This is a genomic window from Sphingobium sp. UBA5915, assembly GCF_002431195.1.
GTDB classification, from domain to species: Bacteria; Pseudomonadota; Alphaproteobacteria; order Sphingomonadales; family Sphingomonadaceae; genus Sphingobium; species Sphingobium soli.
Window position 1 is genome coordinate 1 of the sequence record NZ_DJDV01000059.1, and the last position, 14,011, is coordinate 14,011.

Consider the following 14,011-nt stretch of genomic DNA (forward strand, 5'->3'; position numbering starts at 1 on the left):
TCTTGCCGGTGCCCGGCTTCACCCACACGCGGGCGACGGCATCCTTGCGGCGGCCGGTCGCATAGGCGCGGCCCTGGGCGTCGATTTCCTGCTGGCGCAGCGGAGCCGAGGGCGCGGCCGGCGCAGCGGCAGGCGCTTCGCCTTCAGCGGCGGCCGGCGCGGCCGTGGCAGGCGCGTTGGCGGCCAGCGACGCGAGGTCGGACAGGGACTGACGGTTATCGGACATTATGCACCCACCTTGTTCTTGCGGTTGCGCGATGCGAAATCGAGCACTTCGGGGTTCTGGGCTTCGTGGTTGTGCTCGGCGCCGGCGAAGATGCGCAGGTTGCGCATCTGCTGGCGGCCCAGCGGGCCACGGGGGATCATGCGCTCGACGGCCTTTTCCAGGACGCGCTCGGGGAAACGGCCTTCCAGGATCTTGGCGGGCGTGGTTTCCTTGATGCCGCCGGCATAGCCGGTGTGCTTGTAATAGACCTTGTCGGTCATCTTGCGGCCAGTGAATTTCACCTTGCCCGCGTTGATGATGATGACATTGTCACCGCAATCGACATGCGGGGTAAAGGACGGCTTGTGCTTGCCGCGCAGGATATTCGCCACGGTCGAAGCGAGGCGGCCGACGACGAGACCTTCCGCGTCGATCAGGATCCACTTCTTTTCGACCGTTGCCGGGGTCGCCGGCTTGGTGGTCTTCATCAGCGCCTTCATGGTGCCAATCTCCAAACAAGAAAAATGAAACCGGACATCGAAGCCGACATCCGGAAGTGGGGCGCTAATGACGAGTCTGCGCGCCCAAGTCAAGCAAATGCGCGGCTTTGCTGACGGGTAAAATAATACCCGCTGCTAAATAGCGCTCAGGCCCGCGTCGGCCAGGCCGCGCCACAGATGCAGCGCCTGGACGCTTTCCTTCACATCATGGACCCGCACCATCTGCGCGCCCAGTTGCGCGGCGCGGAACGCCAGCGCGACCGATCCGCCAAGGCGATCGGCGGCGGGCGCCTCGTTGGACAGCGCGCCGATCAGCCGCTTGCGGCTGCCCGCGAACAGCAGCGGCACGCCCAGCCCCTGGAATGTCGCAAGGCCGTTCACCAGCGCCAGATTGTCCGACAGGGTCTTGCCGAAGCCTAGCCCCGGATCGACCATGATGCGCTCGCGCGCGATCCCAGCATCGAGGCACGCCTTGATGCGCGCCTCCAGATGATAGAACACATCGGCGACCACATCGCCATAGCCGGCGGGATTATGATGCGGGTCATCGCCGGCCGATGGCGCATGCATCAATATGACCGGGCAACCCGCGCGTGCGACCACCTCCAGGCTGCGCGGATCATGCGCCAGCGCGCTCACATCGTTGACGATGCCGGCCCCGGCGGCGAGCGCGGCTTCCATCACCGCCGCCTTGCGCGTGTCGATCGACACCGGAACGCCCGACGCGGCCAGCCTTTCGATGACCGGCACGACCCGCTTGATTTCGTCGCCTTCCCAGATCATTGCGGCCTTTGGCCGGGTGGATTCCCCGCCCACGTCGATCAGCGCCGCCCCCGCCGCCGCCATGCCAAAGCCAGCGTCGGCCGCCGCCTGCGGATCGTCCATATGCGCGCCGCCATCGGAAAAACTGTCCGGCGTGATGTTGAGGATCGCCATCACCTGCGGCGCATCGAACCGGATCGTGCGATCGCCCAGGGCAAGCGGCGGACGCGGCGCGGAGATGTTCGCGGCGAGGCACCGCGCCCGCGCCGCCTGGGGTTCAGGCAGAGACGCCACCGCTATATCGAAATCCGCGACGGGGATGGTCTTCCGCGCGATCCGCTGCGCGCCGCTGAACGCGCTCAGCTCATAGCCCTGAAACCAGATCAGCCCATTGCCCATGCGGGCGGCCGCACCATCGGCCAGTCCGATCGGCGTCGGCACGAACCATATGGGCTTGAGGATGAGGCGCGCGTCGGCGGGGATGGGATGCATGGCAACCATATGGTCTCCGCGCCGATTACGGCTCGTTGGCGAGCAAATAGGTCTGGCGCAGGGCATCGATCGGCTTCAAGCCGCCCTCCGCCTCATAATGCCAGAAGGTCCAGCCATTGCAGCTCGGCGCGCCTTGCAGCGTCGCCCCCATCTTATGGATGGAGCCGCTGTCGGTCCCGACCGCCAGCGAACCGTCGGCCCGCACCTGCGCCTGCCAGCGGCGCTTGGCGTCGGTGAGGATCGCGCCGGGCTTCAGATAGCCGGTTTCCACCAGCGTGCCGAACGCGACCTTGGGCTGGCTGCGAGCGCTCTGCATGATGGTGAGCGCCGATTCATCGAGCGGCAGCGCATCGGCGATGCGCTCCAGTGCTACTTCGATATAATCCTCTTCGCGCTCAATGCCGATCCAGCGCCGGCCAAGGCGTTTGGCGACCGCGCCGGTGGTGCCGGTGCCAAAAAAGGGATCGAGCACCACGTCGCCCGGCTTGGTGCAGGACAGCAGCACGCGGTAGAGCAGCGATTCGGGCTTTTGCGTCGGATGCGCCTTCGTCCCGTTGCGCTTCAAACGCTCCTGCCCGCCGCAGATCGGCAGCACCCAGTCAGACCGCATCTGCAATTCGTCGTTCAGCGTCTTCATAGCCTTGTAGTTGAACGTATATTTCGCATCCTCGCCCTGGCTCGCCCAGATCAGCGTTTCATGCGCGTTCGTAAAGCGGGTGCCCTTGAAATTGGGCATGGGGTTGGCCTTGCGCCAGATGATGTCGTTGAGGATCCAGAAGCCTTCATCCTGAAGCGCGGAACCCACGCGAAAGATATTGTGATAGCTGCCGATCACCCAGATGGTGCCATTGGGCTTGAGGATGCGACGCGCCTCGCGCAGCCACGCCTTGGTGAAGCGGTCATAGGACCCCAGCGTGTCGAACTTGTCCCAGTCATTATCGACCGCATCGACCCTGCTGCCTTCCGGCCGGAACAGGTCGCCGCCCAGTTGAAGATTATAAGGCGGGTCGGCAAAGATCATGTCGATGCACTTGTCGGGCAGCGCCGCCATCTGCGCGATGCAGTCGCCACGCAGCAAGGTGTCAACCGGGACCGACGCCGCCTCGATCGCAACCGGCGCAACCGCCTTTTTTCGTCGCGGCGCCGCGACCCGTTCCATGACACCCATGCTGCTTGCCCCCATATGTTCCTTGAGGACCATGCGATGAGTCCTGCGGAGTCCGGCGTCAAGATCAGCAGCTTAAGCCACGGACTTGGCATATTGGTTAATGATGGGGAGAACGAAGCGGGGACCCACAAGATATTGAGTCGTTCGCGGCCCGCCAGACTCCATATCGGGCGGTGTGACTCAAAAGACTCACCCACAGAATGGACGCGACTTTTTTTGGTTAACGCCGCCAAAGGGCGCCTGATCGCGACCGACCTTGCATCATTCATAACCCTATGGTTATGGCATTTCCATGACGAAGATATTGCAGGATGATCGCAGCGCTACCATCGACGCGCAGTTCAAGGCCCTGTCCGATGGCACCCGCCGCGCGTTGCTGGAACATCTGGTGCGCGAGGGCGAACAGAGCGTCCACGCGCTGACCGCCATATCGGGCGTATCGCAACCCATGGTGTCGCGCCACATGGCCAAGCTCAAGCGCGCCGAACTCGTGACCGTCCGCCGGGCAGGTCGGGAAACCTTCTATGCCGCGCGTGCCAAGGGCCTTGCCCCTGTGGTGCAGTGGATGGCGGTCTATGGCGCTTTATGGTCGCAGCGCTTTAGCGCGCTGGAGGGGATAGAGGCATGATCCTTTTCCAATGATCGGCAGAAGGGGCATCCAATAAGATGCCCCTCCCCCGTCTTGGTCAGATCATCGCCATGCCGCCATTCACATGCAGCGTCTGCCCCGTGACATAGCCCGCTTCCCTGCTGGCGAGGTAGACGACGGCCGCGCCGATGTCATCCCCACCGCCCAGGTCGCCCGCCGGAATCTTGGCCAGGATCGCGCTCTTTTGCGTGTCATTAAGCGCATCGGTCATGGCCGACCGGATGAAGCCGGGCGCGACGCAATTGACGGTCACGCCACGGCTCGCCAGTTCCTGGCCCAGAGATTTGGACATGCCGATAATGCCTGCCTTGGACGCGCAATAATTGGCCTGACCCGGATTGCCGGTGACGCCCACGACCGATGTGATGGAGATGATGCGGCCAAAGCGCGCCTTCATCATCGGCTTGGCGGCGGCCCGGCACAGGCGGAAGGCAGCCTCCAGATTGACCTGGATCACCTGGCTCCATTCCTCATCCTTCATCCGCAGGATCAGATTGTCGCGGGTGATGCCGGCATTGTTGACCAGAATGTCGATCTTGCCGCCCAGCGCCTCGACCGCCTGGGGCACGAGCGCGTCGACGGATGCGGGGTCGGAGAGGTTGCACACGACCGTCTTGTGGTCGCCGCCCAATTCCGCGGCGAAGGCTTTGAGCTTGTCCTCATTGCTGCCGGACAGCGCCAGCGTCGCGCCCTGCGCCGCCAGCGCCTTCGCGATCGACGAACCGATCCCGCCCGATGCGCCCGTCACCAGCGCGGTCATGCCTGTCAGGTCGAACATATCCATCTACTCCATTATATTTTGTTCGTGCAAAAGCGCAGAGAACGTCTTCGCGCCTGCACGCGAACAAAGATCAGAACGCCGCCAGCGCGCCTTCGATGTCGTCCATCGTCACGATGCTGCGCACGGTCGCGTCGGGCGCGATGCGCTTGACCATCGGGCCGAGCACCTTGCCGCCGACCTCCACGAAGTCCGTGACGCCCGCGTCCCACATCGCCGTCACGGATTCACGCCAACGCACGCGGCCCGTCACCTGCTCGACCAGGCGGGCCTTGATCTCTTCGCCGTCGGCAACCGGCGCGGCCAGCACATTGGCGTAGACCGGCAGCAGCGGCGCGTTGATCGCTGCCTTGCCCAGCGCCGTCTCCATCGCCTCGGCGGCCGGCTGCATCAACGGGCAGTGGAAGGGCGCGGACACAGGCAGCAGCACGCCGCGCTTGATGCCATGGTCCTTCACCATCGCCACCGCGCGCTCGATCGCGCCGCGATGGCCGGAAATCACCACCTGCGTGGGATCATTGTCGTTCGCGACGGTGCATACCTCGCCTTGCGCGGCCGCGTCCGCCAGCGCCTGCGCCTTGTCGATATCCGCGCCCAGCAGCGCGGCCATCGCGCCCTCTCCCACCGGCACGGCGGCCTGCATCGCCTGGCCCCGCAATTTCAGCAAGCGCGCCGTGGTGCCGATATCGAACGCCTCGGCCGCGCACAGCGCGCTATATTCGCCCAGGCTGTGCCCGGCGACATAATCGCCCTTGTCGGCCAGCGAAAAGCCGCCTTCCTTCTGCATGACACGCAGCGTGGCGATGGCGTTGGCCATGATCGCGGGCTGCGCATTTTCCGTGAGGGTCAAATCGCTGTCCGGCCCCTCCACCATGATGCGAAACAGATGCTGCGACAGGGCCTCGTCCACCTCCTGAAACAGCTCCCTCGCCGCGCCGCTGGCATCCGCCAACGCCTTGCCCATGCCGACCGACTGGCTGCCCTGTCCCGGAAATAGAAATGCCCGCATCATTCACCTCGAAGCCCGAAGCGCTCGCAAAAGCGCCGTTTCTCACTGCCGTTACACTTTGAGACATAAATGTCGTTGAGCCATACACACCCCTGCGGCAGTCAGGGCGCATGTGGTCGCCGGTCCCTCGCGGGATCGGCATGAAGCGGCCCCTTTAACGACGACGGAGTGCAAGGAAAAGGTGCGATATCGCCTAGCATGGATCAGCGGGACGGCGCTGACGCTGTCCGCCTGCGCCGCCGGCCCGGATTATCGCGCGCCGCAGACGGGCGCGCTGGGCGTGCCGGCCGCCTATAGCGCGGGCGATGGCGCGGCGCTCAGCGAAGCGGAGCTTGGCCAATGGTGGACGCGCCTCAACGACCCGACGTTGAGCGCGCTCATCGACCAGGCGGTGGCCAATAATCTGGACGTCGTGCAAGCGCAGGCGCGGCTGCGGCAAGCGCGCGAAAGCCTGATCCAGTCCAATGCCAGTTTGCTGCCGCAATTGAGCGGTTCCGCGACGGGCGGGCGCAATTACAGCAGCCAGGATGCCGGCGGCCGTCTGGACGCCAATGGCAATCCGATTGGTGGCGGCGGCGGAAACTGGTCGAGCAGCTATTCGGCCCGCATCAACGCCAGCTGGCAACTCGACCTGTTCGGCGAATTGCGGCGCGGGCGCGAAGCGGCGCGCGCTGATCTGGAAGCGTCGGGCTTTGACCTCGCCACCGTGCGCATGACGGTCATATCCGAACTGGTGAACAATTATGTTCAGGCGCGGTTGGCGCAGGCGCGGCTCAAGGTAGCGCGCGAAACCCAGGCGGTGCAGCGCGACAATTATCAGATCGCCAGCTGGCGGTTGCAGGCGGGCCTCGTCTCCTCACTCGACGAGCAGCAGGCCCGCGCGCAGCTGGCGCAGACCAACGCCACCATCCCGCAGTTGGAGGCGAGCCTCAAAGGCAGCCTCAACCGCATCGCGGTGCTAACAGGACAAGCGCCGGGCGACGCGACGCGGACGCTGGAAACGCCCGCCCCCATCCCGCAGCCGTCAACCGATATTGCGACCGGGATTCCGGCCGATACGCTGCGCCAGCGCCCGGACGTGCGTAGCGCCGAACGCGCGCTTGCCGCTGCAACCGCCCGGATCGGCGTAGCACAGGCGCAGCTTTATCCCTCGCTCGGCATCAGTGGCAATATCGGCACTACGTCGAACGCGTTCAGCCAGCTGTTCGAGCTCATCACCGGCGGCGTGTTCGCCAATGTCGCGCAGACCATTTTCGATGGCGGGCGGCTGGCATCGCAGGTGCGTGCGCAAAAGGCCGCGACCGACGCCGCCTTCGCCGCCTATAAGCAAAATGTGCTGAGCGCGCTGGAGGATGTCGAAAACGCGATGGCCTCTCTCACCAGCGCTCGCGCACGCAAGACGGAATTCGCAATCGCCTATGATGCGTCGAACAACGCCGCGATCCTGGCGCGCAGCCAGTATCAGGCTGGTCTGATCGACTTCCAGACATTGTCGAACAGCGAAAATACGCTTTTGAACGCCCGCAACAGCCTGGCTTCCGCGCAAGCCGACGAAGCCCTTGCCATCGCCCAGCTCTATAATGCGCTGGGCGGCGGCTGGCAGAGCATGGACGACCGCCCCGATGAGCAATGACATGACCACCGATCAGGACCTCAATGACTTCCTTGGCGCCAAGCCGGAAAAACCGTGGCGCAAATGGGTGATCCGCGGCGGCATCGGCATCGCGTTGCTGATCGCCATCCTGCTGATCGCCCGCTGTTTTGGTGGCGACGATAAGCCCAATTATGCGACCCGCGCCGTGCGGCAGGGAGACCTGACGGTCACGGTGTCAGCGACCGGCAATTTGAAACCCATCAATCAGGTGGATGTCGGCTCCGAACAATCGGGCAAGATCACGCAAGTCTATGTCGACGTGAATGACCGGGTGACGCGCGGGCAGAAGCTGGCCGAACTCGACACGCGACGGCTGGTCGACACGGTGAACCAGAACCGCGCCCAGGTCGCCTCCTCGCAGGCCAGCGTCGCGCAGGCGCAGGCGCAGGTCGCGCTGGCCAAGGCGACGCTCGACCGGCAGGAAAATGTGTTCAAGCTGTCGGGCGGCCGGGTTCCCGCGAAAACGGAGCTCGACGCCGCGCGCGCCGATTATCAGAGCGCGATCGCCAATCTGCGATCGGCCCGGGCGCAGGTCACAGCGTCGCAGGCCCAGTTGTCGAGCGCCCAGACCAATTTGTCGATCGCGCAGATCGTGTCGCCCGTTACCGGCGTCGTGCTGTCGCGCGATATCGAGCCGGGGCAGACGGTCGCCGCGTCCCTGAATGCGCCGGTGCTCTTCACCATCGCCGAGGACCTGACGCAGATGGAGGTCGAGGTCGCGGTGGACGAGGCCGATGTCGGCCAGGTGAAGGAAGGCCAGTCCGCGACCTTCGCCGTCGACGCCTTCCCCGGCCGCAGCTTCCCGGCCAAGGTTACGCGGGTGAATGTCGGGTCGAACGCATCGAGCAGCGCCAGTTCCTCCTCCACTTCCAGCAGTTCCAGCACCACCACCGGCACCGTGGTCGCCTACACGGCCGTGCTGTCCGTGAACAATCAGGACGAAATTCTGCGCCCCGGCATGACGGCAACGGCGGACATCGTGACGCAGGAATTGCATGACGTGCTGCTGGTTCCCAACAGCGCCTTGCGCTTCAAGCCCAGCAGCGGCGCATCGGATGGCGGCGGCATCACCAGCGTGCTGCCCGGCCCGCGCCGTTTCCGCCGCGGCGGCAATCGCCAGGTCAATTTCGGCGCGGGCAGCAGCCAGACCGTTTATGTGCTGGGTGAAGACGGCAATCCCAAGCCGGTTCAGGTGGTCGTCGGCGCCAGTGACGGATCGCGCACCGTCATCACCGGGGGCGACCTCAAATCCGGCATGAAGGTCATCACAGGGCAACTCGCGGCGGGCCAGGAAGCGCCGGCCGAGGACCAGAAGGCCGACGCGGGTAACACCCAGGACAAGGCGACAGGCCAAAGGCCGCGTAATCCATCGACCGATGGCAGCCCGGCGAGCATGGGCAAGCTGGGCAATTCAGGCGACGCCGCGCCCGAAACCGCGCCGGTCGCGCCCGCGCAGGGCCAGAGCGAACCAACGGAGACGCGCGGCACCGGACGGCAGAGCGGAACCTGACCGCTGATGACCGACAAACCCATCATCTCGCTGCGCGGCGTCACCAAGATTTATGGCGAAGGGGCGACCGCCTTTCAGGCGCTCAAGGGCATCGACCTCGACATCGCGCAGGGCGATTTCGTCGCGGTCATGGGGCCTTCGGGCTCCGGCAAGTCCACCACGATGAACATATTGGGGTGCCTCGACGTGCCATCGGGGGGCGCATTCCTGTTCAAGGGGCGCCATGTCGAAACACTCGACCGCGACCAGCGTGCGCTCCTGCGCCGCCGCTATCTCGGCTTCGTGTTTCAGGGCTTCAACCTGCTGTCGCGCACGACCGCGCTCGAAAATGTGGAACTGCCCCTCCTCTATCGCGGCGAGGACAAGAAGACGCGCTACGACATGGGCATGGCGGCGCTCGACAAGGTGGGCCTCAAACCCTGGTGGGACCATACGCCCGCCGAACTGTCTGGCGGTCAGCAGCAGCGCGTTGCCATCGCCCGCGCCATCGTGACGCAGCCCGATGTGCTGCTGGCGGACGAGCCCACCGGAAACCTCGATTCCGAACGGTCGATCGAGATCATGGAATTACTGACCGACCTCAACCGCAACAGCGGCATCACCGTGCTGATGGTCACGCATGAGCCGGACATGGCGGCCTTTGCCCGCACCATCGTCCATTTCAAGGACGGGCTGGTCGAACGGGTGGACGCAGGAGCAGGCGCATAATGCTGGGCACCACCATCATCCTCGCCTTCCGCGCGATCAACCGGCACAAGCTGCGCAGCTTCCTGACCACGCTTGGCATCATCATCGGCGTGGCGGCCGTCGTGACCATGGTCACATTGGGCAATGGCGCGACGGCGGCTGTGCGTGAACAGATCAGCTCGCTGGGCGCCAATGTGCTGCAATTGCGCCCCGGCCAAGGCTTTGGTCGTGGCGGCGGCGGGCCGCGTCCGCCCGACTTCAAGGAAGCAGACCTGACCGCGATTGAGAACCAGCTGACCGGCGTGCGCGCGGTCGCCCCGCTGGTCCAGTCGAGCGGCACCGCCATCTATGAAGGCAATAACTGGTCGACCACCGTCTATGGCACCACATCGGCCTATTCCGAAGTCCAGCAATGGAAAGTCGCCGACGGACGGCTGTTCATGCCCGAAGAGGAAGAGGCCGGAAAGCCGGTCTGCGTCATCGGCAATACCGTGCGCACCAACCTGTTCCAGAATAATGACCCGCTGGGCAAGCGCATGCGCATCAAGGGCGTGTCCTGCCAGGTGATCGGCGTCCTGTCGACACGCGGCCAAGGCGGCTTTGGTGATCAGGACGATGTCGTCGTCATGCCGATCCGCTTCGTGCAGCGGCGCTTCACCGGCGACCGCGACGTCAGCCAGATCATGGTGGCGGTCGATGATGCCTATGACACATCGACCGTCCAGACCAGCCTGGAGGAATTGATGCGCGAACGGCGCAAGATCAAACCGGGCACCGAAGATAATTTCAACGTCTTCGACACCAAGCAGATCAGCGACACGCTGACTGGCACCACCACCATCCTGACCCAGATCGTCGGTGCGGTGGCGGCCATCTCCCTGCTGGTCGGGGGCATCGGCATCATGAATATCATGCTGGTGTCGGTGACGGAACGCACGCGGGAAATCGGCATCCGCCTGGCCATCGGCGCGGTCGCGCGCGAAGTGCTGATGCAGTTTCTGGTCGAAGCCATCGTGCTGTCGTGCCTCGGCGGCCTGATCGGGCTTTTGCTGGCGCTGATCGCGTCGCTCGCCATCGCGCCACTGATGCAGGTGCCGTTCCTCTTCGACGTGAAGGTGAATCTTATCGCCTTCCTCTTTTCGGCCGCGATCGGGGTTGTGTTCGGCTATTTCCCGGCACGCCGCGCCGCCGCTCTCAATCCCATCGACGCGCTGCGCCACGAATAGGCGCAGCGCCGTCAATCACCGCCGATGAACCAATATTCAGGTTTAAATTCAGCTTGTTACATTTTCAGACAAAGTTGCGCACCCGACGACACATCCGCGCGACAACCGCCTCCTAAATCTGTTTTCGACGCCGGAACGCGGCGCCCGATCACAGGCAAAGGAGCAGACTATGTTCAAGAAGATCATCATGACCCTGGCCACCACCACGCTGGTCGCCAGCCCCATCGTCACCGCTCAGGCGCAGGCGGCGCCGCACCGGCAGGAAGTGACCCGCACCGTCGTCAAGCACAGGCCGCACGGCCGCACGGTCGTGAAGCAGAAGACCACAGTCCGCAAGGCAACGCCCGCCCGCCGCTGGGCGAAGGGTCAGCGTTTCGACCGCCGCTATGCCACCCATTATCGCGTCGTGAACAACTATCGCGATTATCGGCTGAGCGCTCCGCCGCGCGGATATCAGTGGGTGCGCTCGGGCAATGACGCCGTCCTGATCGCCATCACCAGCGGCATCATCGGCGCGGTGGTGGGCAGCGTTATTCGTTAACCCCTACATTATCCTCTTCCTTTTGAAAGCCCGGAGGCCCCAGCCTCCGGGCTTTTTGCTGATCGAAGTCAAATACTGATCTTTAAGGGTTTTCCGCTTAATTGCAGGCCGGTCGGGGGGCCATTTTCACGAGATTGGGTCATGTCCTTGCATCAGATCATGTATATCAGCAGCGCGACCGGGCCGGTTTCGGCCACACAATGCGCCGCCATCGCCAAGGATGCGGAGGATCGCAATCGCGTCGATGGCGTCACCGGACTGCTCTTGTTCAACAGCAAACGCTTCCTCCAGGTCCTGGAAGGTCCCAGGGATGCCGTCGAGCGCATCTACCAGCGCATCACGCGCGATGGCCGGCACAATGCGATCGTCAAACTGCGCGACGCGCCGATCGACGCGCGCGAATTTGGCGAATGGGGCATGGCCTATGATGATCCTTTTCAGCCCGCCTCGGCCCTAAAGCACAAGGTCGCAAAGCTGCTGGACCATGCCGGGCCGTCGACCCGGGCGCATTTCATCGGATCGGCCGAAATGCACCGGGGCTAGACCAGCCCGGTCAGATAATAGACGGCGATGACGACAAAGACCGTCATCGTCTTGATCACCGTCAGCGCGAAAATATCCTTATAGGCCTGACGATGGGTCAGGCCGGTGACGGCCAGCAACGTGATGACCGCGCCATTGTGCGGCAAACTGTCCATCCCGCCCGACGCCATGGAGGCGACGCGATGCAGCACTTCGCGCGGGATGCCGGCCGCGTCGCCCGCTGCCGCGAACTGGTCGGCCATCGCCGCCAGCGCGATCGACAGGCCGCCGGACGCCGACCCGGTGATGCCGGCAAGCGACGTCACGGTGATGGCTTCATTGACCAACGGGTTGGGGATCGCACGCAGGGCTTCCTTGACCATCAGGAAGCCCGGCAGCGCGGCGATAACAGCGCCAAACCCATATTCCACCGCCGTGTTCATGCCCGCCAGCAGCGCGCCGCCGACGGCAGTCTTGGATCCGTCGGCAAAGCGTTGCGCGACGGGGCGAAAGGCGAAGAGCAGGATCGTGCCGATCCCCAGCAAAAGCGCCCCTTCGACAGCCCATAGCGCCGCCATCTGCGCGACCTGAACCGACACCGGATCGGCCATGCCGGGAAGCGCCAACGTCACCGCCTTGCCCCCTGCCCAGCGCGGAATCGCCATGGTGAGCAGCAAATTGCCGACACCCACGACCAGCAGCGGCAGCAGCGCGATCAGCGGGTGAATGGTCGCGCCCGCGTCCTGCTGGTCGGGTTCATTGACGAGATCGCCCGGCGCGCCATAGCCCTCCCCCACCGCCATCAGGCTGCGTCGCCGCCAGCCCAGATAGGCGAGGCCCGCCGTGATGATGCAGGCCGATCCGATCAGCCCCAGGATCGGCGCGGCCCAGGCCGTCGTACCGAAAAAGCTGGCGGGAATGATGTTCTGGATCTGCGGCGTGCCCGGCAACGCATCCATGGTGAAGGTCAATGCCCCCAGGCCGATCGTGGCGGGGATCAGGCGCTTGGGAATATCGGCCCGGCGAAACATTTCGGCTGCGAAAGGATAGACCGCAAATACCGCGACGAACACCGACACCCCGCCATAGGTCAGCAGGGCGGTGACGATCATGATCGCCGGAATGGCGCGCCCTGCCCCGATGAATCCGATCACCGCCGTCACGATCGCGCGGGAAAAGCCGGAAATTTCCACCAGCTTGCCGAACAGCGCGCCGAGCAGGAAGACGGGAAAATAGAGCTTCAGGAAACTCGCCGCCTTCTCCATGAACAGGCCCGAAAAGGCCGCCGGCACAGCGGCCGGGTCCGTCAGCAGCACCGCCAGCATGGCGAGCAACGGCGCCATGACGATGACGCTCATGCCGCGATAGGCCGCAATCATCAGCAGGATAAGGGACAGGGCGGCGATCGCGATTGGCATGGAATTTTCTGCTCCCCTCCCGTTCGCCCTGAATAGGGGCCGAGCGTATCGAAGACCCGTATCGCAGGGTCGCACGCCAATCTATCCCTCGATACGCCATTTCCACAAGCGCGCTCGCTATTCGGAACGAACGGCTTCTGGCAGGATCATGCTGCACAAACGCGCCTTGCCTTTCCCCGGCCTTTGCGTCATAGGCGCCGCTTCCGACAGGACCGGGGTGACTCGGCCCTGCGGGAGTGAATTCAGTTGAGACGACAGCCGGAGGGGCGTTCCACATGGGGTGGGCGTCAGCGATCGGCCAACAGATGAGGCAATGACATGGCTCTTTATGAGCACGTCTTCCTTGCGCGCCAGGATCTGGCACAGGCGCAGGTCGACGCTTTGGCGGAAACCGCCACCAAGATCGTCGAGGACATGGACGGCAAGGTTACCAAGGTTGAAACCTGGGGCCTGCGCAGCCTGGCCTACAAGATCGCCAAGAATCGCAAGGCGCATTATGTGATGCTGAACATCGACGCCCCTGCCGGCGTCGTCGCGGAACTGGAGCGCCAGACCCAGATCAACGAAGACATCATCCGCTACATGACCGTCAAGGTGGACGAGCTGGAAACCGGCCCGTCGGTGATGATGCGCAAGCAGGAACGCTCGGATCGTGGCGACCGCGGGTCGCGCGGCGACCGTGGCGGCCGTGATGGCGATCGTGGCCCGCGCCGCGAACGCGAAGACGCGAACGCTGGCGAATAAGGAGATCTAGATCATGGCACGCCCGTTTTTCCGCCGCCGCAAGAGCTGCCCCTTCGCCGCCAAGGATGCGCCGAAGATCGATTATAAGGACGTCCGTCTGCTCCAGGGCTTCGTGTCCGAGCGCGGCAAGATCGTCCCCAGCCGCA

15 protein-coding genes and 1 pseudogene are annotated in these 14,011 nt (G+C 64.2%); 9 read left to right on the forward strand and 7 right to left on the reverse strand.

The genetic code is table 11. The features are described from left to right. The 4 genes and pseudogenes from B2V90_RS10625 to B2V90_RS10640 form a co-directional block, all read right to left on the reverse strand. Positions 1-226, reverse strand: a pseudogene (locus tag B2V90_RS10625) (30S ribosomal protein S9); the annotation flags it as partial. After that, the gene (gene rplM, locus B2V90_RS10630; protein WP_009821313.1) at positions 226-705 is read right to left on the reverse strand and encodes a 50S ribosomal protein L13; all 480 of its coding nucleotides are present in this window, start codon (positions 703-705) and stop codon (positions 226-228) included. The gene rplM and the pseudogene B2V90_RS10625, both read right to left, overlap by 1 nt. Positions 706-840: 135 nt before the next feature. Next, a complete protein-coding gene (gene folP, locus B2V90_RS10635) occupies positions 841-1,968 on the reverse strand; it encodes a dihydropteroate synthase (protein ID WP_228220405.1) in 1,128 nt (375 codons plus the stop codon). Positions 1,969-1,984: 16 nt separating this feature from the next. Beyond that, entirely contained in the window at positions 1,985-3,127 is a 1,143-nt protein-coding gene (locus tag B2V90_RS10640; RefSeq protein WP_293921221.1) for a site-specific DNA-methyltransferase, read from the reverse strand. A gap of 292 nt (positions 3,128-3,419) precedes the next feature. On the opposite strand from B2V90_RS10640, the gene B2V90_RS10645 reads away from it, so the two are divergent. Then, positions 3,420-3,755, forward strand: coding sequence for an ArsR/SmtB family transcription factor (locus B2V90_RS10645; protein WP_228220406.1), 336 nt, complete (start codon positions 3,420-3,422; stop codon positions 3,753-3,755). A 58-nt stretch (positions 3,756-3,813) separates the two neighbouring features. On the opposite strand, the gene fabG is transcribed toward B2V90_RS10645, so the two are convergent. Then, positions 3,814-4,554, reverse strand: coding sequence for a 3-oxoacyl-[acyl-carrier-protein] reductase (gene fabG, locus B2V90_RS10650; RefSeq protein ID WP_228220407.1), 741 nt, complete (start codon positions 4,552-4,554; stop codon positions 3,814-3,816). A gap of 73 nt (positions 4,555-4,627) precedes the next feature. After that, positions 4,628-5,563 (reverse strand): ACP S-malonyltransferase, encoded by a 936-nt coding sequence (gene fabD / locus B2V90_RS10655; RefSeq protein ID WP_228220561.1) that lies wholly within the window; start codon positions 5,561-5,563, stop codon positions 4,628-4,630. 181 nt (positions 5,564-5,744) lie between these two features. On the opposite strand from fabD, the gene B2V90_RS10660 reads away from it, so the two are divergent. The 6 genes from B2V90_RS10660 to B2V90_RS10685 all read left to right on the forward strand — a co-directional run bounded on the left by B2V90_RS10660 (position 5,745) and on the right by B2V90_RS10685 (position 11,724). After that, entirely contained in the window at positions 5,745-7,196 is a 1,452-nt protein-coding gene (locus B2V90_RS10660) for an efflux transporter outer membrane subunit (RefSeq protein ID WP_228220408.1), read from the forward strand. Then, positions 7,186-8,727, forward strand: coding sequence for an efflux RND transporter periplasmic adaptor subunit (locus tag B2V90_RS10665; protein ID WP_228220409.1), 1,542 nt, complete (start codon positions 7,186-7,188; stop codon positions 8,725-8,727). Before B2V90_RS10660 ends, B2V90_RS10665 begins: the two co-directional genes overlap by 11 nt. A gap of 6 nt (positions 8,728-8,733) precedes the next feature. Then, the gene (locus B2V90_RS10670; protein WP_228220410.1) at positions 8,734-9,435 is read left to right on the forward strand and encodes an ABC transporter ATP-binding protein; all 702 of its coding nucleotides are present in this window, start codon (positions 8,734-8,736) and stop codon (positions 9,433-9,435) included. Next, positions 9,435-10,640, forward strand: a complete 1,206-nt coding sequence (locus tag B2V90_RS10675; protein ID WP_228220411.1) for an ABC transporter permease — start codon at positions 9,435-9,437, stop codon at positions 10,638-10,640. The genes B2V90_RS10670 and B2V90_RS10675 overlap by 1 nt, the downstream gene beginning before the upstream one ends. A 169-nt stretch (positions 10,641-10,809) precedes the next feature. Further along, the gene (locus B2V90_RS10680) at positions 10,810-11,181 is read left to right on the forward strand and encodes an RcnB family protein (protein WP_009821302.1); all 372 of its coding nucleotides are present in this window, start codon (positions 10,810-10,812) and stop codon (positions 11,179-11,181) included. Between the two features lie 141 nt (positions 11,182-11,322). Then, complete coding sequence (locus B2V90_RS10685; RefSeq protein ID WP_228220412.1) at positions 11,323-11,724, forward strand: BLUF domain-containing protein; 402 nt, start codon at positions 11,323-11,325, stop codon at positions 11,722-11,724. On the opposite strand, the gene B2V90_RS10690 is transcribed toward B2V90_RS10685, so the two are convergent. Then, positions 11,721-13,121 (reverse strand): GntP family permease, encoded by a 1,401-nt coding sequence (locus tag B2V90_RS10690; RefSeq protein WP_228220413.1) that lies wholly within the window; start codon positions 13,119-13,121, stop codon positions 11,721-11,723. The genes B2V90_RS10685 and B2V90_RS10690 overlap by 4 nt on opposite strands. A gap of 318 nt (positions 13,122-13,439) precedes the next feature. Between B2V90_RS10690 and rpsF the strand changes: the two genes are divergently transcribed. Together rpsF and rpsR are read left to right on the forward strand one after the other, a co-directional pair. After that, positions 13,440-13,865: a 30S ribosomal protein S6 gene (rpsF, locus tag B2V90_RS10695; RefSeq protein WP_009821299.1), complete on the forward strand. Its 426-nt coding sequence runs from the start codon at positions 13,440-13,442 to the stop codon at positions 13,863-13,865. Between the two features lie 13 nt (positions 13,866-13,878). After that, positions 13,879-14,011: 30S ribosomal protein S18 (rpsR, locus tag B2V90_RS10700; RefSeq protein WP_293921223.1), on the forward strand; the 133-nt coding region annotated here is incomplete at its 3' end.

Bases quoted from the DNA above. Each gene is read 5' to 3' on its own strand.
- B2V90_RS10675 (WP_228220411.1), top strand. From the start codon at position 9,435: ATGCTGGGCACCACCATCATCCTCGCCTTCCGCGCGATCAACCGGCAC.
- rpsF (WP_009821299.1), top strand. From the start codon at position 13,440: ATGGCTCTTTATGAGCACGTCTTCCTTGCGCGCCAGGATCTGGCACAG.
- B2V90_RS10640 (WP_293921221.1), bottom strand. From the start codon at position 3,127: ATGGGTGTCATGGAACGGGTCGCGGCGCCGCGACGAAAAAAGGCGGTT.
- fabG (WP_228220407.1), bottom strand. From the start codon at position 4,554: ATGTTCGACCTGACAGGCATGACCGCGCTGGTGACGGGCGCATCGGGC.
- B2V90_RS10680 (WP_009821302.1), top strand. From the start codon at position 10,810: ATGTTCAAGAAGATCATCATGACCCTGGCCACCACCACGCTGGTCGCC.
- rplM (WP_009821313.1), bottom strand. From the start codon at position 705: ATGAAGGCGCTGATGAAGACCACCAAGCCGGCGACCCCGGCAACGGTC.
- B2V90_RS10690 (WP_228220413.1), bottom strand. From the start codon at position 13,121: ATGCCAATCGCGATCGCCGCCCTGTCCCTTATCCTGCTGATGATTGCG.
- folP (WP_228220405.1), bottom strand. From the start codon at position 1,968: ATGGTTGCCATGCATCCCATCCCCGCCGACGCGCGCCTCATCCTCAAG.
- B2V90_RS10670 (WP_228220410.1), top strand. From the start codon at position 8,734: ATGACCGACAAACCCATCATCTCGCTGCGCGGCGTCACCAAGATTTAT.
- B2V90_RS10665 (WP_228220409.1), top strand. From the start codon at position 7,186: ATGAGCAATGACATGACCACCGATCAGGACCTCAATGACTTCCTTGGC.
- fabD (WP_228220561.1), bottom strand. From the start codon at position 5,563: ATGCGGGCATTTCTATTTCCGGGACAGGGCAGCCAGTCGGTCGGCATG.
- B2V90_RS10645 (WP_228220406.1), top strand. From the start codon at position 3,420: ATGACGAAGATATTGCAGGATGATCGCAGCGCTACCATCGACGCGCAG.
- B2V90_RS10685 (WP_228220412.1), top strand. From the start codon at position 11,323: ATGTCCTTGCATCAGATCATGTATATCAGCAGCGCGACCGGGCCGGTT.